The 20171-nt window shown below is 65.5% G+C and carries 15 protein-coding genes; 5 read left to right on the forward strand and 10 right to left on the reverse strand.

Annotated elements, in window-relative coordinates; genetic code table 11:
* Positions 1-196: 196 nt before the first annotated feature.
* On the reverse strand, positions 197-745 hold the full coding sequence (locus AC1DB0_RS19015) for a fimbrial protein (RefSeq protein ID WP_245636317.1): 549 nt from the start codon (positions 743-745) through the stop codon (positions 197-199).
* 124 nt (positions 746-869) lie between these two features.
* On the opposite strand from AC1DB0_RS19015, the gene AC1DB0_RS19020 reads away from it, so the two are divergent.
* Together AC1DB0_RS19020 and AC1DB0_RS19025 are read left to right on the forward strand one after the other, a co-directional pair.
* Positions 870-1589 (forward strand): hypothetical protein, encoded by a 720-nt coding sequence (locus AC1DB0_RS19020; RefSeq protein WP_476758473.1) that lies wholly within the window; start codon positions 870-872, stop codon positions 1587-1589.
* 246 nt (positions 1590-1835) lie between these two features.
* Positions 1836-3896 carry a DUF8189 domain-containing protein gene (locus tag AC1DB0_RS19025; protein ID WP_476758474.1) on the forward strand — a complete coding sequence of 687 codons (2061 nt, stop codon included), beginning with the start codon at positions 1836-1838 and terminating at the stop codon, positions 3894-3896.
* A 107-nt stretch (positions 3897-4003) separates the two neighbouring features.
* On the opposite strand, the gene AC1DB0_RS19030 is transcribed toward AC1DB0_RS19025, so the two are convergent.
* From AC1DB0_RS19030 to AC1DB0_RS19065, 8 genes are all read right to left on the reverse strand, one after another.
* Positions 4004-5149, reverse strand: coding sequence for a hybrid sensor histidine kinase/response regulator (locus AC1DB0_RS19030; RefSeq protein WP_476758475.1), 1146 nt, complete (start codon positions 5147-5149; stop codon positions 4004-4006).
* Positions 5150-5169: 20 nt separating this feature from the next.
* Positions 5170-5808: a chemotaxis protein CheB gene (locus AC1DB0_RS19035; RefSeq protein ID WP_476758476.1), complete on the reverse strand. Its 639-nt coding sequence runs from the start codon at positions 5806-5808 to the stop codon at positions 5170-5172.
* Complete coding sequence (locus AC1DB0_RS19040) at positions 5805-6644, reverse strand: CheR family methyltransferase (protein WP_175170196.1); 840 nt, start codon at positions 6642-6644, stop codon at positions 5805-5807. The genes AC1DB0_RS19035 and AC1DB0_RS19040 overlap by 4 nt, the downstream gene beginning before the upstream one ends.
* A 35-nt stretch (positions 6645-6679) precedes the next feature.
* Complete coding sequence (locus AC1DB0_RS19045) at positions 6680-10108, reverse strand: response regulator (RefSeq protein WP_476758477.1); 3429 nt, start codon at positions 10106-10108, stop codon at positions 6680-6682.
* A 317-nt stretch (positions 10109-10425) separates the two neighbouring features.
* Positions 10426-11889, reverse strand: coding sequence for an N-acyl-D-amino-acid deacylase family protein (locus tag AC1DB0_RS19050; protein ID WP_476758484.1), 1464 nt, complete (start codon positions 11887-11889; stop codon positions 10426-10428).
* Between the two features lie 65 nt (positions 11890-11954).
* Positions 11955-12941 carry a Bug family tripartite tricarboxylate transporter substrate binding protein gene (locus AC1DB0_RS19055; protein WP_175170200.1) on the reverse strand — a complete coding sequence of 329 codons (987 nt, stop codon included), beginning with the start codon at positions 12939-12941 and terminating at the stop codon, positions 11955-11957.
* A gap of 162 nt (positions 12942-13103) precedes the next feature.
* Positions 13104-14132, reverse strand: coding sequence for a threonine ammonia-lyase (locus tag AC1DB0_RS19060; RefSeq protein ID WP_082387040.1), 1029 nt, complete (start codon positions 14130-14132; stop codon positions 13104-13106).
* A 42-nt stretch (positions 14133-14174) separates the two neighbouring features.
* Positions 14175-15164, reverse strand: a complete 990-nt coding sequence (locus tag AC1DB0_RS19065) for an N-carbamoyl-D-amino-acid hydrolase (protein WP_054422910.1) — start codon at positions 15162-15164, stop codon at positions 14175-14177.
* A 296-nt stretch (positions 15165-15460) separates the two neighbouring features.
* Here AC1DB0_RS19065 and AC1DB0_RS19070 point away from each other — a divergent pair, with 296 nt between their 5' ends.
* Positions 15461-16399, forward strand: a complete 939-nt coding sequence (locus tag AC1DB0_RS19070; protein WP_454669729.1) for a LysR family transcriptional regulator — start codon at positions 15461-15463, stop codon at positions 16397-16399.
* Positions 16400-16440: 41 nt separating this feature from the next.
* Here the strand turns inward: AC1DB0_RS19070 and AC1DB0_RS19075 are convergent, their stop codons facing one another.
* On the reverse strand, positions 16441-17217 hold the full coding sequence (locus AC1DB0_RS19075; RefSeq protein WP_476758478.1) for a LamB/YcsF family protein: 777 nt from the start codon (positions 17215-17217) through the stop codon (positions 16441-16443).
* Between the two features lie 145 nt (positions 17218-17362).
* Here AC1DB0_RS19075 and AC1DB0_RS19080 point away from each other — a divergent pair, with 145 nt between their 5' ends.
* Together AC1DB0_RS19080 and AC1DB0_RS19085 are read left to right on the forward strand one after the other, a co-directional pair.
* Positions 17363-18412 carry an ABC transporter substrate-binding protein gene (locus AC1DB0_RS19080; RefSeq protein WP_254600586.1) on the forward strand — a complete coding sequence of 350 codons (1050 nt, stop codon included), beginning with the start codon at positions 17363-17365 and terminating at the stop codon, positions 18410-18412.
* A gap of 52 nt (positions 18413-18464) precedes the next feature.
* Positions 18465-20171, forward strand: a complete 1707-nt coding sequence (locus AC1DB0_RS19085; protein WP_175170204.1) for an ABC transporter permease subunit — start codon at positions 18465-18467, stop codon at positions 20169-20171.

Raw genomic sequence — 20171 nt, forward strand, 5'->3', positions numbered from 1 at the left:
TGGGCAAATACGATGGGGAAAGTGTGCAGGACGCCGTACCCCCGTTCAATCGGACGAGTACGAAGCTGGGCCGGGCGTGAGCCGAATGCGGATCAGCCAGGACGGGGCGCGTGGGCGGGGCGCGTGGGCGGGACTTTCAGCCGGAGCAGGCTGAATGGCGCGCGCGGCGCAAAGGCCGCGCGGCTTGAGAGCGTGATTAGGAGTACGTCAGCGTGACCGTTGCGGTCGCGTTGGCGGTGCCGGGCGCGCGTGAAGGTGCCGTCGGTGAACGGATATAGCTCGCCAGGAAGGTATAGCTGCTCTTTCCCGACGACGGCCGGAACGCATACGACTCAGAGCCATCAAATTTGACGGGCGTGCCGGTGCTGCCATGCTGGGAATCGTTCGTGGTGATTTGCACGCCGATGCCTACCGCCACACCCGCGCCATTCATATTCGTCAGCGCCAGAATCGACGTGCTGCCGGTGATCGTGCCCGAGAACTTCAACGAGGCCGCCGACAAGGAGCTGACTTCGCAATTCTGCAATCTGACGTCGAAGGACTTGCTGTACCGCGAGGCCGGCACATTCGACGACGTGAATTCCGACAACGGCACGTCGCCCAAGGCAATGGCGTCAACCGTCAGCCCGCACGACGGGCTGGTCACCAGGCCCGTCATGGTCAGTGCGTAGCTTTGCGCGTGAGCGGTCGCGCCCGTGAGGCTCAACGCCATCATCAGGAGCGGCGTTGCAAGATTCATTTTCATTGTTTAGTCAGTGCATGGATAAATTTTTTCTGAGTGTACCGATGCGTCCCGGCGCTTGATATCGGATGCGAACCAAAAAAAAGCCATAATCGCGGAAACCTCGGACTGGTCCTATTTTTTCGGCATGTTCAGCCCACAGCCCTCCACGTCTTTCTACTTGAGCGCAGACGTTCTGCGCAGCCGCAGCGTCGGCGGCGCGGTCTTGCACGGTGTGATCGACACGCCCGCGCCCCCTGCCCGCGTCGTAGCGGATTGGGAACGTGAGACGCGCACGCAAACCCTGCTGGAACCCGGCGACGTGGAACAGATGCCGCTCATCCGCACGCGGTTTCGCTGGCCGGCATTCGACGATTGCCTGCGCGCCATGCAAGCCTGGACGCAATCGATCGGCCTGGAAGACGTGCTGGCCGCAAGCGACATCGCCTTGATGGCGTGCCGGGGCGCGCGGTATCACCATGATGGCGAGCAATACGGCAGCGCCGCGTTCTGCAACCTGTTCCTTTCCGAAGACAAGGGGCTGGACGTGCATTTTCCGCACACGGGCCAACGCATCCCGCTCACGCGCGGCGTGGCCATGCTGTTCGATACCTGCCAGCCCCACGCCGTCATCCGCCGCGGCGCCAGTGGCTACACGGCGTCTGATTTTCCAGAAGACGAAGACCTGTCGCAGTGGTTCCTGACCTGGGAGCTTCCGATTGAAGACGCCCGCGTGGCGCAGGCGCTGGGCGTGACGTTTGATGTGGACCCCGCCACCGCGGCGCAGTTGGCTGACGAACAGGTGTGGGTGGACGGCGTGCGCGCGGTGGTGTGCCCGGAATCGGGGCAGTGGCGGCGCGCGGTCTGACGGCACCATCGCAATCAGACGGGGACAGCGGGGGTAGCGCTCCCCCGCGCGTTGAGCCACGCGCCCGGCGCTGGCGCACCCGCAAAAAATAAGTGACGGACCGATTGCACCCGGACACCCTATCCAACATCCTGTGCCGCACGGCTCATCAAGCTGCATCACCCCGCCGCTATACTCGTTTCACTTCCATTTTCCCGCGCCGCGCCTTTTAAGCGACGCTCACTTATGCCTTTGTTGACGGCCCTGATGCGTCCCCTTGGACGCGCCCTACTCTGTGCAGTTTTCGCCCTAGTCTGCTCGCCCGCGCTGGCCGCCCCGCCCACGCTGGCGCAATGCCACGGCATCAAAGACCTGGCTTTCGTCGCCCACCTGGACGACGACCTGCTATTCATGAACCCGGACATCGCCTCGAACATCGAGGCGGGCGGATGCGTGCGCGTGGTCTACATGACCGCCAGCGATGCCGGTGAGGGCGAAACGTACATGCTGGGCCGTGAACGCGGCGTGCGCGCGGCCTACGCCTATATGGCGCATAAGCCCGACGTGTGGAAAACGGACGTGGGCATGGCCGGCGGCCGCCACATTGCGCGCTTCACCTTGCAGGGCAATCCGCGCGTGCAGCTCTGGCACATGCGCCTGAAAGACCCTTGGCTGGGCAAGGGCTGGGGCAGCCTGACGCCGCTGTCCCGCACCGAATCTGAAGCCGGGCAAAGCGTGGATACGCTGGGCCCCAACCCCGAGGTCTACACGCGCGAACAACTGATCGACACGCTGGCGGAATTGATCCGCCAATACGGGCCGACCACGGTGCGCCATCTGGACGACACCATCAGCGTGCCGTACACGCAGCTGTGCTGGCGTTGCGCCGGCCACGGCCACCCCGACCACATCGCAAGCGCCCGGCTGGTACGCGAAGCCATGGTGCGCGCGCCCGGCAACTACGCCGAAACCGGCTACATCGATTACCCCAGCCAGGAACGCGCCACCAACCTGGCTGAAGCGGAAATTGAGACCAAGTCAGTGATCTTCCAGCACTACGCCTGGAACGACTACCACTATTGCGCAGGCCCGACCGGCTGCAAGGAACCCGCCGGCCCCGCCGCCGCCTGGGTGCAACGCGCGTACTACGTGTCGCGCCAGGACATCGCCCCGCAGCTGTACCCGGATGGGCGCGGCGGCCTGGTCGTATTCGCCGCGGGCGAAACTAATGCCGCCGTCAACCGCTGGGACTCGGGCCAGCAACGCTGGCAAAGCCTGGGCGGACGCACGAGCGGCCCGCTGGTGTCGTTCACCCATGCCGATGGCACGGCCGGGCTGATGGCGCGCGACCCGCTGGGCGGCGTCTGGGCCAACAAGCAACGGCACGACGGCACCTGGCAAGGCTGGCAAGCGCTGGGCGGCCTGCGCGTGACGCAGATTCCGGCCGTGGCGCCACGCGGCGAAGCCGCTGCTGTGGCCTTGGGATACGACGGCCTGCTGCATTGGATTGCGCCGTCGGGCATCGATGGCAGCTGGAGCACCTGGCAAGACTTGCCGCCGCTGGAAGGGGCCACCGGCGCGCCGGCTGCGGCGCGCGGCGCCGATGGACGCTATGTGATCTTTGCCGCCACCACCCAAGGCGAACTGTTCTACACCCGCCAGTTGCCTGCGGCCAAGGGCCAACGGCCCGAGTGGCATGCCTGGCGTCGCGTCCCCGCGCCCGAAACGGCGGGCGGGCTGGCGGCCATTCGCAATCATGAAAATCGCGTTGAACTCTACTTCCGTCAGCGCGGCAGCAACCACCTGACCCAGCTGGTGGAAGCGGGCGACACCACGGATATGGACATGGACTGGAGCAAGGCCGCCGACCTGGGCTTGCCCTTCATCGGCCGCCCGGCCATCAACGCCGATGCGCAGGGCAACGTGGTGCTGGCCGTGCTGGAACGCGCGGATGGCCACCTGTGGCTGGTTGAACATGGCAAGCCGTCGCGGCTGGACGCCGAAGCCGCCTCGCCGCCCGCACTCAACATCATCGATGGCACGCTCTACATCGTGGCGCGCACGGCCGGCGGCCCGCAGCGCTATCAGGTGCTGTCGCGGCGCAGCGGCGCATGGGCCACGGCAGTCACGCTGGATGGCGTGCCGGCCACAGGCGGCGGCCCCTTCGCCACGCTTGCGGCCCGCCCGGCGGATCTGCCCAACCTGGGTTCGCACGGCGCCAACAACACGGTGGTGGTGCGGCCTTCAACGACCGATCCCAGCACGCTCAGCGTCGAACGCATGCCCACGCAGGTGTCACGGCCCGCCACGCCAACGACGGTGCAGTAAGCGGGATCAGTCGGCGTCGCCCCGCAGCGTGTCGGTGACGCGGACAGGCGCGACCGGCATCGACTGAACACTACGGGACAGGCGCCACCGGCATCGCCTGAACGCTACTAGACGCGCGGCGGCGCCAGCACCGGCACCTGGCGCGGCAGCTCCACGCGAAAGCGCGTGATGCCGTCCTTGGATTCCGCGCTGATGCGGCCGCCGTGGGTCAGCACGATCTGCTGCGCGATGAACAGCCCCAGCCCCAGGCCCTTGTGGCTATCGGGGCGGCGTTCGCCTCCCCGGAACGGGTTGAACAGGTGAGGCAGCAAGGCCGGCGGAATCGTGCCGCCGTTGCTGACCGTGACACCCACCTGCCCCGGCTGCGTACCATCTACTTCCACGCGAATTGGCAGATCGGCATCCCCGTGATGCAAAGCATTGCCCATCAGATTCGCCAGCACCTGGCTCAGCCGCTTGCCATCCCACGTGCCGATCAGATCCCCTTCGTAGATGGGCTCGATCACGCGGTCGGGCGCGCCCGCCAGCACTTCATCCAGCGTGCGCTGAACCAGCCCTTCCATGCTGGTTTCAGCCGGCGACAACGTCAGCCCGCCCGCCTGACGGATGCGCGTCACGTCGAGCAGGTCTTCGATCAGGCCCGTCATGCGTTCGCCGCTTTGCGCCATGCGCTGGGCCAGGCTGGCGACACGCGCCGGGTCGCTCTGGCGCTGCAACAGCGCGGCGCCCATCACAATGGACTGCAACGGCGTGCGCAGATCGTGGCTGAGCACCGCCATGAACATCTCGTTCACCCGCAACGCTTCCGTGCGCTCTTCCAGCTGCCGGGCCAGCGCGCGCTTGCGTTCATGCAGCTCGAAAAACACGTTCGCCTTCATGCTCAGCATGTGCGGGTCGATCGGCTTGTACAGAAAATCCACCGCGCCACTCTCGTAGCCACGGAATTGCCAATTCTGTTCACGCGTGCCGGCCGTAATGAAAATCAGCGGGATGTGACGGGTGCGTTCGCTGCCCCGGATCAGTTCGGCCAGTTCGAAGCCGTTCATGTCCGGCATCTGCACATCCAGCAGCGCCAGCGCCACATCACCATGGGTCAGCAACAGTTCCAGCGCTTGCGGGCCGGACTGCGCTTTCAGCACCTCGACCCGATCGCTACCCAGCAGCGCTTCCAGCGCAACGAGATTCTCGGGGACGTCGTCGACCAGCAGGCATTTGATGCGGTCTTCAAGGGGCTTGGCGGATGTCAGGATCATGGCGTCAAAACAGGTTGGGATCACAACAATCGTTGCGCATGCAGTTGAATGAACCGGGCCGCAATGGCTTCCGGCGTCAGGACGTGGGGGGCCGGGGTTTGGCCCGAAAAGCGCGCCAACGCCGCTTCGGGCATGGTGGGCATGGACGCGCTGGCGGGGTCCTGCACGATGGTGTAGCCGCCTGCTGCATGGATGGCGGCCAGGCCGGCTGCGCCGTCATCATTCGCGCCAGACAGCAGCACGCCCACCAGCTTGTCGCCGTAACCGTCGGCGGCCGACTCGAACAACACGTCAATCGAAGGCCGCGAAAAATGCAACGGCGCATCCACGGACAGCGCCAGGCGCGGCCCGTTATCGATCAGCAAGTGGTAGTCCGGCGGCGCGAAATACAGATGGCCGCCCTGTATCAGCTGCTGGTCTTCGGCCTCTTGCACCGGCAGCGCGCAACGCGTGCGGAAAATATCGACTAGCAGGCTGCGGCGGTCGCGCGGCAAATGCAGCAGCACGATCACCGCCGCGCGCAGCCCCACCGGCAGGCGCGGCAACAGCACGTTCAACACGTCGATCGCCCCCGACGAACCGCCGATGACGATCGCCTGATAGGGGCCTCCTGGGCCGCCAGCCGGCGTGTTGGATGCATTCGCCGCGCTCGCGTTCATCGGCCGGCCTTCTTGCGATAGACGCGGTCTTCCAGCACGAAGTCGTCAAAGTGCTCGGCCTGCGCCGAGAACCGCAACGACTCTTTCGAACCCAGGCCCAGAAAGCCACGATGCACCAGCGCGTCGTGGAACAGGCCAAGCGCGCGGTTCTGCAAATCGCGCTCGAAATAAATCAGCACGTTGCGGCACGAAATCAGATGCACTTCCGCGAACACGCTGTCGGTGGCCAGGCTGTGGTCGGAAAACACCATGTGTTCGCGCAAGGCCTTGTCGAACACCACGCGGCCGTAGCGGGCGGTGTAGTAGTCAGACAGCGAGCTGCGCCCGCCCGCACGCGCGTGGTTCTCGGTAAAGGCCGCCACCCGGTCCAGGTCAAACACGCCCTGCTCGGCCGCGCGCAAGGCGTGCGGATTGATGTCGGTGGCGTAGATCAGCGTGCGGTCCAGCAAACCTTCCTCGTGCAGCAGGATGGCMAGCGAATAAACCTCTTCACCGGTGCTGCACCCGGCCACCCACACCTTGATGGACGGATAGGTGCGCAAGATGGGCACGACCTCGTTGCGCAACGCCAGAAAGTAGCTGGGGTCGCGGAACATGTCGCTGACCTGCACCGTCAGGTATTGCAGCAGGCCCGTGAACACGGCGGGCTCATGCAGCACGCGGTCTTGCAGCTGCGACAGCGTCTTGCAGCTGAACTGCGTCAGCGCGCTTTGCAGGCGGCGCTTGAGCGACGCCTGCGCATACGCGCGAAAGTCGTAGTGGTACTGGTGATAGATCGCATCAAGCAGCAGCCGCTGCTCGATGTCCGCGATACGCGCCTTGGTCTTGTGGGGCATGGCTGTGCTCGACTCGATGTTGCGCAGGCAGCGCCTTAATTACGCATCCAGACACGCACCAGCGACAGCAGGCGCTCAACGTCCAGCGGCTTGGCGATGTAGTCATTGGCGCCCGCGGCCAGGCACTTCTCCTGATCGTCTTTCATGGCTTTGGCGGTCAGCGCAATGATCGGCAGGCGGCGCCATTCGGGCCGCGTGCGTATCTCGCGCATGGCGGTGTAGCCATCCATCTCGGGCATCATGATGTCCATCAGCACCAGGTCAATCGACGCGTGGCCATCAGAACCCGCGCGTTCCAGCGCATCCAGCGCTTCACGGCCATTGCGCGCAATCTCCACGCGCAAACCGGTCGGCTCCAGGATGCTGGACAGCGCGAACACGTTGCGCACATCGTCTTCCACCACCAGCACCGTGCGGCCTTCCAGGCCGGCGTCGCGGCTGCGCGCCTGCTCCAGCATCTGGCGATGCTCGGGCGGCAGCTCGGCTTCGACCTGATGCAGGAACAGCGTCACTTCGTCCAGCAGGCGCTCGGGCGAACGCGCGTCCTTGATAATGATCGACTTCGAGAAGCGGCGCAGGTGCTGCTCTTCGTCGCGCGACAGCGCGCGGCCGGTATAGACGATGACGGGCGGGAACGACACGCTGTCCTGCTCGGTCATCTCCTGCAACAGCTCGTACCCGCTCATGTCTGGCAGGTTCAAGTCCATCACTACGCAATCAAAGGTGGTTTCGCGCAACTGATTCAAGGCGGCGGCGGCGGTTGCGGCTGGCACGATCTCAACATCATTGCGCGCCAGCAGCTGGCGCACGCTTTCGCGTTGGCGGTCGTCGTCTTCCACGACCAGCACGCGCCGCATGTTCTGCGTGAACTTGGCTTCCAGGCGCTGCAACGCGTGAACCAGCTCTTCGCGCTTGACGGGTTTGAGCGCGTAGCCGATGGCGCCACGGCCCATCGCTTCTTGCGCGTAATCAGCCACCGACACCACATGCACGGGGATGTGGCGGGTCTGCGGATTGCGCTTGAGCTGGTCCAGCACGCCTAGCCCGGAGAAGTCAGGCAGGTTGATGTCCAGCACGATGGCGTTGGGGCTTTGCTGCACCGCCTGCGCCAGGCCGTCGCTTGCCGTATGCGCAAGCAGGCAACCAAAGCCCATCTCGCGCGCCAAGTCGGAAAGAATGCCGGCAAAGCGTTCGTCGTCTTCGATGACCAGGATGGTGCGGCCTGGCACCTGGGGGTCGGCCGGAGCCTCGTCCGACCGCGACTGCGCGGCGGGCATTGCATCTTGCAGGATACGTGCGGCCATGTCTGACGTTGCCGGGCGTGCCTGAGGCGCCGGCGGCGCGCTGCGCGCGCGCTGGGCAGGCGTGGGCGGCGCGGCGGTCAGGCGAATCGGCACTTGCAGCGTGAACACGCTGCCCTGGCCCGGCGTGCTGGCCACCGTCAGCGAGCCGCCCAGCAAATCGGCCAGATCGCGCGAGATCGACAGGCCCAGCCCCGTGCCGCCATGCTTGCGGTGCGTGCTGCCGTCGGCCTGGCGGAAGGCTTCAAAAATCAGTTCCTGCTGGTCTTCCGGCACGCCAATGCCGGTATCCCGCACGGCGAACGACAGCCGGTTGCCCGGCGCGCGCGACACGCGCAGCGCCACCGTGCCTTGCTGCGTGAACTTCAACGCGTTCGACAGCAGATTCTTCAGCACCTGGCCCAAGCGTTGCGGATCGGTATACATGGCCGCGGGCACATCCGCGTCCACCTCAAGCTCAAACGCCAGCTTCTTCTCTTGCGCAATCGGCCGCAGCGGGTCGAACAGGCGTTGCAGCAGCGCGGGGATGGCCACTTGCTCGACCTCGACCGTGGCTTGCCCGGCTTCGATCTTGGCCAGATCCAGAATGTCGTTGATCAAGGTCAGCAGGTCGGTGCCTGCCGCGTAGATGGTCTGCGCGTACTTGACCTGCTCGGTGCTCAAGTTGCCGGGCTTGTTGTCCGACAGCAGCTTGGCCAGGATCAGCGTGGAATTCAACGGCGTGCGCAGTTCGTGGCTCATGTTGGCCAGGAACTCGCTCTTGTACTGGCTCGCCTGCGCCAGCTGGCGGGCCTTGTCGGACAGCGCATCTTGCACGCGCATCAACTGTTCGGCCTGCTGCTCCAGGTTGGCGTTGGTCTGCTCCAGTTCGGTCTGTTGCAGCTCCATGCGCGCCTGCGATTCCTGCAAGATGCGGCTCTGTTGCTCCAGCTCTTCGTTGCTGACGCGCAGTTCTTCCTGCTGGGTCTGCAACTCTTCGGACTGGCGCTGCGTTTCTTCCAGCAGCGCTTCCAGACGGGTGCGGTCCAGGCCCGAGCGGATGGACGACGCCAGCATTTCCGACGCCCCTTCCAGCAGGGCGCGCTCGGTCTCGCCCACCGGGTGGTTGAAGCCCAGCTCCAGCACCGCATACACGCGGCCATTCTGCATGGCGGGCGCCAGGATCAGCTCGGCCGGATTGGAGCGGCCCGAGGCGGATGCAATCTCAAGGTGGCCCGCCGGCACGTCGCGCACATGCAGCAGCTTGCGCGAGGCGGCGGCCTGCCCGATCAGCCCTTCAGCCGGCTGGATCTTCTGCGCCAGCCGTTCGGGCGGCAGCGCATAGCCGCCAAAGAGTTCGAGCTCGCCCGTGCTGCGGTCCAGCACGTAGCCCGCGCCCACATTCGCGTCCAGGTATTCGGCCAGATATTCCAGCGACCGCTTGCCGATTTCATCGACACGGTGATCGCCCTGCAAACGCATGCTCAGGCCCGACAGACCCGTCGTCACCCACGTCTGGCGCGCCTTCACGCGGTACTCGCGCATGGTCATGGCGCCGGAAATCAGGATCAGCACCAGCAGCACCATCGAGCCGCCCCACGAGTAATACGTGGAGGTCGTGGCGGCGGCGGCCCAGGCTTCCTTGCCCTCGGCCAGCTCGCCCATCTGTCGCGAGTACAGGTCGGCGACCAGGTCACGCAGCCGRTCCATGGCCTCTTTGCCCGCATCGGTGCGCACGACCGCCATCGCGCCTTCCACATCACCGGCCTTGCGCATCTCGATGGTGTCACGCAGTTCCACCAGCTTTTGCCGCGTGATGCCATCGATATCGTTGGCAATCCGGCGCTGCGCCGAATCTTCACTGGCCGCTTCCTTGACCACGCCCAGCCGCTGTTCGATCAGCGGCAACGAACGCAGATAGGGTTGCAGGTAGGCCAGGTCACCCGTCAGCAGATACCCCCGCTGCCCGATCTCGGCGTCTTTCAGCGCCGAGTTGAACAAGCTCAACTGCCGCAAGACTTCCGTCGTGCGGTCCATGGCCTTGACGGCCTGCACCCGGGTATCGGCGGAGCGCACGTTGACGAAGGCGATGACCAAGGTGGCCAAGGCTGCCGTGATGAAACCGGCAAGCAACGTCTTCGGAAAAGGATAGCGGCGGGAACGCTGAGGCGACGAATTCGGCATGAGGGCGGGTACCGGTTCAATGGATTCAGGCCTGCGGCGGCGCGCAGAGCCGATGCGCAAGCTGATGGAAACAAGGCGCAGTCATAGCAAGCGGTGCAAGCGCAGGACTATACAGGGTGATCTTCGCATCCGGAATGCAGCCGCGGGCGCAGCGGTGGCACTGGCCGAAAAATTATATTTATATCAGGCACTTATGGAGAAATGATCGGCATAGTCACTCGTCACTAGCCCATTTGGCTTGCCCGGGGCCTTAACGCAACAACGCCCCTGTATGCACGCATACGAGGGGCGTTGAAGTGCCTCTGATGCAACGGGCGTCAAGTGCCGGCCACCCCCGGCCGAATCACCTTGCCGCTGCGCGACCCCGTGCTTGCGCCCGCCTGCCATGCCACGCTGCCGTTGACCACAACGTAGTCGATGCCTTCGGCCTGGCGGGTCGGGGCGGCCCACGTCGCCGTGTCGGCGATGGTGTCGGCGTCGAACACGACGATATCCGCCGCATGGTTTACCGCGATGCGGCCGCGTTCGGGCAAACGGAAATACGCCGCGGGTTTGCCGGTCATCTTGTGCACCGCCTGCTCCAGCGAGAACAGGCCGACGTCGCGGCAGTAGTGGCCCAGCACGCGCGGGAAGGTGCCCCACAGGCGCGGGTGCGGCGCGGGGTCGTGCGGCATGCCATCCGAGCCGATCATCGTGCCGGGGTACGCCAAGATACGTTCGACGTCGGCCTCGTCCATGATGAAGTAGATGGCGCCTGCCGGTTGCAGGGCGTCCACCGCGTCTTCCGGGCTCAAGCCCAGTTCCCGGGCGATGTCATCCAGATCGCGCCCGGCGTACTGCGGGTACGGCACCGACTTCGTCACAATCACGCGGCTGGACACGGCCAGGCGGTCTTTGCGCAGAATGGTGGAGCCGGCCACGTAGGGGTAGCAGTCCAGCGCCACTTCCTGGCGCTGGCTGGCTTCGGTGATGTGCGCCAGCGTCTGCACCGAGCGGCCGTGGTTGCGCGGGCCGATCAGTTTGTGATGCGAGATCAGCACCGGTGCGCCGCCGGCCGCGCCCACCGCGAAGGCTTCGTCCAGCGCCGCGAAGATGCGGTCGCCTTCGTCGCGGATATGGCTGGCGTACAGGCCGCCGTGTTCGCGCAGCACGCTGGCCACCGCCATCAGTTCGTCCAGCGTGGCGGGCATGGCGGCTGGATACGCCGTGCCGGTCGACAAACCGATCGCGCCGCTTTGCATGGCCTCGCGCAGCAAGGCCTGCATGTGTTCGATCTCGCTGGCGGTGGCGGGCCGGTCCAGCTCGTCCATGGCGGCGGCGCGCAGCGACGTATGGCCCACCAGGCAGGCGGCGTTCACGGCGGGTGGGTGGCGGTCCAGGTTGCGCAGGTAGGCGCCAAACGTTTCGTAGGGAAAATCGCTGACGTCATTGCCCAACAGGTTGACCGGCGCCGGCACGTCGCTGCGCCAGCCCGAACGCCACGGGGCCTGACTGATGCCGCAGTTGCCCGTCACGACCGTCGTCACGCCCTGACTCAGCTTGGCGGGCATGCCGGGGTCGATCGACAGGTAGCGGTCGTCGTGGGTGTGGGTGTCGATGAAGCCGGGCGCGACGATGCGGCCGGCGGCCTCCAGCACTTGCGCGGCCTGTGCGCCATGCAAGTCGCCAACGGCCGCGATGCGGCCCGCGCGCACGGCCACATCGGCGCGGACGCGGCCGGCGCCCGTGCCATCAATCACCGTGCCTCCACGGATCAGCAAGTCGTAGCGTTCTTGGATCATGGCGTTCTGGATCATGGCGTTCTGGATCACGGCGTTCTGGGTCACGGCGTTCTGGGGCATGGCGGTCAGTCGATCTTCACGTTGGCTTGCTTGATCACCTGCGCCCACACCGGGCGTTCGGCATGCGCGCGGTCAAACAACTGCTGGCGCGGGCCGATGTTCGGCACATAGGCCAGGCTCTTCAGCTTTTCCTGCACGTCGGGCGATTGCAGCGCCTTGTTCATCGCGGCGTTCAGGTAGTCCAGCACCTTCGGGTCGGTGCCGGCGGGCGCCACGTACCCTGTCCACGCCACCGCGCGATAGCCCTTCAAGCCCTGCTCGTCCATCGTGGCAAGCGCAGGCATGGACGGATCACGTTGCAGGTCGGTCACGGCCAGCGGCACGACCTTGCCCTGGTCCACGAACGACGCGATGGACGAGATGTTGTCGAACACCAGATCGGCTTCGCCCCGCAGCACGGCCAGGTCCGCCTCGACACCGCCCTTGTACGGCACGTGCATGAATTCCACGCCCGCCATCGAACTGAACATGGCGGCGCTCAGGTGCCCCGTCGTGCCGTTGCCGCCAGACGACACCACCAGCTTGCCCGGCTCCTTCTTGGCCAGTGCAATCAGGTCGGCCACGCTCTTGACGTTCAAGCCCGGGCGCACGGCCAGGATGTTCTGCACGGAACCGGTCAACGCCACGGGCGCCAATTGCTTGTCGGCGTCGTATTGCAGCTTGGCGTACAGGCCCTGGTTGATGGCCAACGTGGCCACGTTGGCGAACCCGATCGTGTAGCCATCGGGCGTGGCGTTGGCCACCGCCTGCGTGCCGATGATGCCGGAGGCGCCCGTGCGGTTCTGCACCACGAAGTTGCCGCCCGTCTGCTTGGCCATTTCGGCGGCCAGCAGGCGCGACACGATGTCGGGCGTAGTGCCGGTGTTGAACGGCACGATGATGGTGACGGGATGCTCGGGGTAGGCGGCCTGCGCGGCGGACGCCGCCGTCAGGCTCAGCACGGCGCTCGCCGCGGCGAGCCAGCGCTTGGCGCTGCTTTGGTACGTGGACATGGTTTTCTTCCTTGGACTGTTATGGGTGTTTCCACGCCAGCTCTGCGTCTGGCGCGGGTACTGCGGTACTGCGGTACTGCGGTACTGCGGTACTGCGGTACTGCGGTACTGCATGGCAAGAGTCCTTGCGGCTCCCGTCAACCGGGAGCCCGGCGCGAACAATTACTCCAGCGCGATCTGTCGCAACAAGGGCAAATCGATATTTCCGCCCGACAGCACGATGACGGCGTCGCGGCCGTCGGCCGAGATATGGCCCGCCAGCAAGGCGGCCAACGCCACCGCGCCGCCCGGTTCCACGACCAGACGCAATTCATCCAGTGCGAAACGAATCGCGGCGGCAACTTCGGCATCGCTGACCGACACCGCCGCGCTGAGGCTACGGCTGTTGATCGCATAGGGCAGTTCAGCTGGCGTCGCGGCTTGCAACGCATCGCAAATCGTCTTGGCGCCGGCCGGATTGCTTTCGCGCTTGCCGGACGCCAGGGACCGCACTGTGTCGTCGTACTCACGGGGTTCCACCGCCACCATGCGGGCCTGCGGCGCCAGCTCGCGCAACACCAGCGAACACCCCGCCGCCATGCCGCCCCCGCCGCAAGGCGTGGCGAAGAGGCCCAGGTTTTCGCGTGCGGCCGCGGGCAGGTCTTGCAAGGCTTCCAGCGCCAGCGTGCCTTGCGCCGCCAGCACATCGGGGTGATCGCCCGGCGGCAGCAAGGTCGCGCCGGTTTCGGCCAGCAGCCGCATGCCGATGGCTTCTCGGCTTTCGCGCAGGCGGTCATACCGCACAACCTTCGCGCCATGGCGCAGCGCCTTTTCCACCTTGTTCTCTGGCGCATCCACCGGCATCACGATGGTCGCAGGCACGCCCAGGCAACGGCTGGCCCATGCCACCGCCTGCCCGTGGTTGCCGGTTGAGTACGCCACCACGCCGCGCGCGCGTTGCGCGGCATCCATATTCAGCAGTGCGTTGAACGCGCCACGCGCCTTGAACGAGCCGGTGACTTGCAGGTTTTCCAGCTTCAGCCAGATGGGCGCTTGCGCGCGCTCATCCAGCACGGGCGAGCGCAGCAGCATCGTGCGGCGCACATGGGGGGCCAGGCGCTCGGCGGCAGCGGTGACGTCGGCGTAGCCGGGCACGCGCATCGTGCCCAGCATTTCATGTTCGATGGTCGGAGGCAGTAGCGTCGCGGTCATGAGGCAGGTTCAATCCAGAGAAAGAGTCGATTGGGGCGCGCGTCAGACCGACGGCGTCCACACGGCGGGGGCCACGCTGCCGGTCTGTTCGACCAGGCGGGTATACGCTTCGGGGCGGCGGTGTTTGGCGAAGTTGAAGACGGTGTTGCGGCCCAGCTCGCACAGATCCAGATCGCAGTCGGCAACGATCAGTTCGTCGTCCCAGGTGGCGGCCATGGCGATGATTTCGCCTTGCGGATTGACGATGATGGAATGGCCCAGCAGCTCGTGGCCGTCTTCGGTGCCGGCTTTGGCGACGGCGGCGGCGAAGGTGGCGTTCTGGTAGCAGCCCGCCTGAATCGACAGATGCGAGTGCAGCACGCGCAGGTGGTGCGCTTCAAAGCCGCGGTTGTCCTGATTGCGGCTGGGCGTGTTGTAGCCCAGCATGACGAGCTCCACCTGCTGCAAACCCAGCACGCGCCACGCTTCCGGCCAGCGCCGGTCATTGCAGATCAGCATGCCCAGGTTGGCGTCCACGCCCGGCGCAACGGGTGCGCGCACCACCGGAAAGCCCAGATTGCCCACTTCGAAATAGCGCTTTTCCAGATGCTGCACCTGGCGGTGCTCGGCAAATTCCGCGTGACCCGGCAGGTGGACCTTGCGGTACTTCAGCACGATCTCGCCGTTGGGCGCGATGACAACCGACGTATTGAAGCGGCGCTTGCGCACAATGCCCTGCTCGTCCGGTTCCCACGCCAGCTCGGCGTAGCCCAGATACACCATCACGCCAAAGCGCTTGATGGCGTCAAACAGCGGCTGCGTGGCGGGCGACGGCAGGCTGGGTTCGAACCAGGCGTCGGCCTCGTCCAGGTCTTCGCAGTACCAGCGCGGGAAAAACGTCGTCAGCGCCAGCTCGGGAAACACCACCACCTGCGCGCCCCGCTGGTGCGCGCGCTCCAACAATCGGAGCATGCGGCCGATCACCCCCTCGCGCCCCTCGGCACGTTGAATGGGACCCAACTGGGCGGCGGCGACAGTGACGATGCGGGACATAAGGCGTTCCTGGAGGGTGAAAGGGAAGTTGCTGGCAGCATGCCGCGCGGCGCGCGCGCCGGGAAGCCGTCCCGTGGCGCAGAAAATCGCGTGCAGCGACGGGGGAAATCCGCTGGAAACCGTTGAAAACAAAGGGTTCTGACCGCAGCACCGCACGCGGACAAACTGCCAAGGACTGTGCATTTAGTTATGGGCTACGCGCAAAACGTCATGGCGCGCGCGTGGCGGACACGCCGCGCGACCCGGCCAGGCCATAAAATGGCAGCCACCCTTTTCCTTTGCGGACGTTCCTTCCCATGGCCGGCCCCCTCCCTTCGGCGCCCGGAGCCCTGACGCTTCGCCAGATCGAGGTTTTCCACGCGGTGATGTTGACCGGTTCGTTAAGCGAAGCCGGCCGCATGCTGTCCGTGACGCAGCCCGCCGTGAGCCGCGTGCTGGCCTCCGCTGAAAACCGCTTGCGCTACCAGCTGTTTGAACGCGTCAAAGGCCGGCTGCATCCCACGCCGGAAGCGCGGCGGCTGTACGCCGAGGCCGAAGAAATCTTCGGCCGCGTCAACCGCTTCAACGCCCTGGCGGGCGCGTTGGGCGCAGGGTCGGCCGGCACGGTCAGCCTGGTGTCCAGCCCCAGCTTCAGCGAATGGCTGATTCCGCACGCCATCCAGAAGTTTCGTGAACGCCACCCCGACACGCCCATCCGCTACCGGCCGCTGGCCTTTGATGCGCTGTTGCCGCACCTGCTGCTGGGTCAGGCCGACTTTGGCTTGGCCTCGATGCCGCCCCCGGTCAACGCCAATATCGTCAGTGAAGAAATCGGCCAGGGCTGGCTGGGTTGTGCAGTGCCGCGCGGCCATCCGCTGGCGGCGCGCAGCCGCGTGCGCGCGGAAGACCTGCAAGGGCATCTGCTGATCGGCTACGGCGCGGACACGCCATTTGGGCGGCTGGCCAGCCGCTTTCTGAATTCCGGCCCGGTGCCGGTGCAGCCGCAAATTGAAATTCGCTCGACGCCCGAAGCGCTGGCGTTGGTGCGCCAAGGCGTGGGCGTGGCGTTGATCGAGTCGTTCGGCTATCACCCAAGCTTCGGCAAAGACTTCGTGCTGCTGCCGACTGACCCGGCGCTGGGCCATGCGATTCACCTGCTGCATTCGGCCAGCAGCCCGCTGTCCAGCACCGCGCGGCGCTTTGCCAGCGTGCTGAAGGCGCTGATCAAGCAGGCGCAGAAAGACGCGCCTTTCTAAAGAATCCCCTATCAACGACGCGCGCTGCGTGGCGGTGCCTCCTACTGAAAGTCCAGCTGCGAAATCGGCCGCAGGCGCACGCCTTCGGCCAGCAGCGCATCGCGCACGGCCTGCGCAATGGCGACGCCTTGCGGGTTGTCCCCATGCACGCAGATCGTGTGCACCGGCATCGCCACCACCTTGCCGCCCACCGTCCGTATCGCCTGTTCGCGCACCATGCGCATCGCCTGCGCGACCGCCGCCACCGGGTCATGGATGACCGCGCCCGGTTCACTGCGCGGCAGCGTCAGGCCGTTGTCGCCATAGAGCCGATCCGCAAACACTTCGCACGCCACGCGGATGCCCGCCCGCCGCGCCGCGCGCTCGGTTTCGTTATGCGGCGTGCACACCAGCACCAGGTCCGGGTCCAGCGCGCGCATGGCCCACGTCAACGCTTCCGACAGCGCGCGGTCTTCGAAGGCCTGCGTGGCCAGCGCGCCATGCAGCTTCACATGCGACACGCGATGCCCCGCCGCGCGCGCCATGCCCTGCATCGCGGCGATCTGGTACGCAATCATGTCGCCAATCGCTTGCGGGCTATCGCCGGTGATCTTGCGCCGGCCAAATCCCCACAGGTCGTTAAAGCCCGGATGCGCGCCCACATCTATGCCCCGTTTTAGGGCGGATGCCGCCGTTTGGTGCATGACGGAAGCATCGCCACCGTGAAATCCACAGGCCACGTTGGCCGATGTGATGAGGTCCAGCATGGCCTCGTCCGCGCCGATTTTGTAGGGGCCAAAGCTCTCTCCCAGGTCGGAATTGAGGTCTACGTCGTACATGTGTGGGACTCCGAAAAAAAGCGAATGTCGATGTTTGGCATACCGTTGGCATGCAATTTGCATGCCAAGGACTTGCTGAGGCGATATGCCCAGGATCGGGGCAGGTCTGCCCATCGCGTTTTTCTTCTCGAACGGAGTCCAAGCAATGCATCTCAAATGGAAGAATGTCACGTGCGCCGTCGCCGCCACGTTGGCAATGGCCACAGGCGTGGCGCAAGCCGCCGAACTCAATTTCGCAAGCTGGGGCGGCAATTACCAGGGCGCCATCCGTGACGCGTGGCTCAAGCCGTTCTCGAAGGAAAGCGGCATCACCATCCACGAGGACACCGACCCGCAAGTGGCGAAGATCCGCGCCATGATCGACACCAAGTCGGTCACGTGGGACGTCGTGACCGAGAACAGCGCCCGCCTCACGCGCGGCATCAAGCTGGGCGTGTTTGAAAAGATCACGCCGGACATGGTCAAGCAGGATCACGTCATTGCCAACGCACGCAACGACTATGGCGTGCCGTCGGAAATCTTCTCGACCAACATCGGCTTTTCCACACAGGCCTTCCCCGCCGGCAAGCCGCAACCCAGCACCTTTGCCGACTTCTGGGATGTGGAGAAATTCCCCGGCAAGCGCACGATGCAGGATGACCCGGCAACGGTCATCGAGGCTGCGCTGATCGCCGATGGCGTGGCGCCCGCCGACGTCTACAAGGTGCTGGCCACCAAAGAAGGCCTGGACCGCGCCTTCAAGAAGATCGAAGCCATCAAGCCGCATGTGGCGCGCTGGTGGAAAAGCGGCGCCGAGCCCGTCAACGCGCTGGGCAGCGGCGAAGTCGTGATGGCGCTGGGTTGGAACGGGCGCTTTCAGGCCGGTATCGACTCGGGCCTGCCGATTGCGATGGGCTGGGGCGACAGCATTGCGCAAGTCGGCTACTTCGCCATCGTCAAGGGTTCGCCCAACCGCGATGCGGCCATCAAGCTCTTGAACTTCATGATCCAGCCCAAGAACCAGGCCGAGTTCAGCAAGTACATCGCCTACGGCCCGACGACCGAAGCGGCGCTGCCCCTGATTGACGCCAAGCGGCTGGAACGTCTGCCGTCGACCACCGAGCGCCTGAAGAACAGCATCTTCCTGAACTCGGAATTCTGGGACGCAAACGGCCCCGCCATCACCGAGCGCTACAACCAGGTCCGCGCCCGCTGATCCGCCACCCTCCTTACCCAGACGCCGGCGTGCGCGCCGGCGTCCCCCTGCCATGACTACGAGCACCGACGCCCTCCCCCTGCCCGCCGCCCGACTTCGTCCGGCCGCCGCTCGCCGGCGCGGCCGCGTGGCGGCGCTTGCCGCATTGCCGCTGCTGTTGTTCCTGTTGCTGTTTTTCGCCGGCCCCATTGCGGGTCTGCTCAGCAATGGGTTCAAGGGCGAGGACGGCGGCCTGACGCTGGCGCATTACCGGCATCTGCTGGACACCCCGATCTACCGCATCGTGCTGGGCAACACCTTCACGATTGCCGCGGCCGTCACCGTGTCTTGCGTGGTGCTGAGCTATCCGCTGGCCTATCTGATGGCGACGGTGTCGCCGACCGTGGCGCGCGTGCTGTTCTTTGCCGTGCTGTTGCCCTTCTGGTCCAGCGCCCTGGTGCGCACGTCGGCCTGGATTGCGCTGCTGGGCAAGAACGGGCCGCTCAATACGCTGCTGACCACCGTGGGCATTCTGGATCAGCCCATGGCGTTTCTGTACAACTTCACGGGTGTGATGGTCGGCATGACGCATGTGCTCATGCCGTTTGTGGTGTTGCCGTTGTATGCGTCGTTCCGCTCGCTGGACGGCAGCCTGGTGCAGGCCGCGCAGAGCCTGGGCGCGGGGTCCGCGGGCATTTTCAGCCGCGTCATCCTGCCGCTGACAAGTCCCGGCGCGGTCGCAGGCGGCATCATCGTGTTCATGAACGCGGTGGGCTACTACATCACGCCGTCGCTGATGGGCGGCCCTGCCCAGCGCATGGCGGCCGAACTCATCTCGCACAACATTACCGAAGAACTGAATTGGGGGCTGGCGTCGGCGCTGGCCGGCGTGCTGCTGGTGACGGTGCTGCTGTCGCTATGGCTGTTCAACCGTCTCTTCGGCCTGAACAACCTGATCAGCGCAAGCTCCGGCAAAGGCAGCAACCACACGGGCTACCGGCGCACACCAGGCGGGCGCGTGGCGGCGCTGCTGGGCGTGGCCTGCGCGATCTTCCTGCTGCTGCCCATCGTCGTCGTGATTCCGATGAGCTTTGGCACGACGGACTTCCCGATCTTTCCGCCGCCCAGCTATGGCCTGCGCTGGTACGAGAACTTCTTCACCGACGGCAAGTGGCTGGCGGCGCTGGCCTCCAGCACCAAGATCGCCATGGTGGTGACGCTGCTGGCCACCGTGCTTGGCACGGCCGCCGCGCTGGGCGTCAGCCGGCTGGCCGCGCGCCGCCAGGGCTGGCTGGATGCCTTCTTCATCATTCCGATGTCGGTGCCGGCCATCGTCACGGCGGTGGCGCTGTACTACCTGTTTGCGCCCATTGGCTGGGTGGCGAATTCGATGGCGGTGATTCTGGGCCACACGGTGCTGGCCGCGCCCTACGTCTACATCACCATGCGCGCCGCGTTGCGCAGCCTGGACCCGAACCTGGAACTGGCCGCGCTGGGCATGGGCGCGTCGTGGCCAAGAATGTTCCGGCTGGTGATGTTGCCCGCGCTGATTCCCAGCCTGGTCGGCGGCGCGGTATTCGCCTTGGTGAGCTCATTCGACGACGTCGTCATGGCGCTGTTCCTGACCACCATCCGCAACCGCACGCTACCCAAACTCATGTTCGAAGGCCTGGCCAACGACTTCGACCCCACTGTGATCTCGGCCTCTTGCCTGCTGGTTGGGGCAACGGCGCTGATTCTGCTTGCCAACCTGCTGCTGCGCAGGAAGAAGGAAGATTGA

Source organism: Achromobacter sp. 10T422, assembly GCF_056394065.1.

What these genes read in the sequence shown, in the direction of transcription:
- AC1DB0_RS19055 (WP_175170200.1), bottom strand. Translation starts at nt 12,941, where the DNA reads ATGTCCACGTACCAAAGCAGCGCCAAGCGCTGGCTCGCCGCGGCGAGC.
- AC1DB0_RS19015 (WP_245636317.1), bottom strand. Translation starts at nt 745, where the DNA reads ATGAAAATGAATCTTGCAACGCCGCTCCTGATGATGGCGTTGAGCCTC.
- AC1DB0_RS19035 (WP_476758476.1), bottom strand. Translation starts at nt 5,808, where the DNA reads ATGAACGCGAGCGCGGCGAATGCATCCAACACGCCGGCTGGCGGCCCA.
- AC1DB0_RS19070 (WP_454669729.1), top strand. Translation starts at nt 15,461, where the DNA reads ATGGCCGGCCCCCTCCCTTCGGCGCCCGGAGCCCTGACGCTTCGCCAG.
- AC1DB0_RS19030 (WP_476758475.1), bottom strand. Translation starts at nt 5,149, where the DNA reads ATGATCCTGACATCCGCCAAGCCCCTTGAAGACCGCATCAAATGCCTG.
- AC1DB0_RS19080 (WP_254600586.1), top strand. Translation starts at nt 17,363, where the DNA reads ATGCATCTCAAATGGAAGAATGTCACGTGCGCCGTCGCCGCCACGTTG.
- AC1DB0_RS19050 (WP_476758484.1), bottom strand. Translation starts at nt 11,889, where the DNA reads ATGATCCAAGAACGCTACGACTTGCTGATCCGTGGAGGCACGGTGATT.
- AC1DB0_RS19075 (WP_476758478.1), bottom strand. Translation starts at nt 17,217, where the DNA reads ATGTACGACGTAGACCTCAATTCCGACCTGGGAGAGAGCTTTGGCCCC.
- AC1DB0_RS19060 (WP_082387040.1), bottom strand. Translation starts at nt 14,132, where the DNA reads ATGACCGCGACGCTACTGCCTCCGACCATCGAACATGAAATGCTGGGC.
- AC1DB0_RS19065 (WP_054422910.1), bottom strand. Translation starts at nt 15,164, where the DNA reads ATGTCCCGCATCGTCACTGTCGCCGCCGCCCAGTTGGGTCCCATTCAA.
- AC1DB0_RS19020 (WP_476758473.1), top strand. Translation starts at nt 870, where the DNA reads ATGTTCAGCCCACAGCCCTCCACGTCTTTCTACTTGAGCGCAGACGTT.
- AC1DB0_RS19025 (WP_476758474.1), top strand. Translation starts at nt 1,836, where the DNA reads ATGCGTCCCCTTGGACGCGCCCTACTCTGTGCAGTTTTCGCCCTAGTC.
- AC1DB0_RS19085 (WP_175170204.1), top strand. Translation starts at nt 18,465, where the DNA reads ATGACTACGAGCACCGACGCCCTCCCCCTGCCCGCCGCCCGACTTCGT.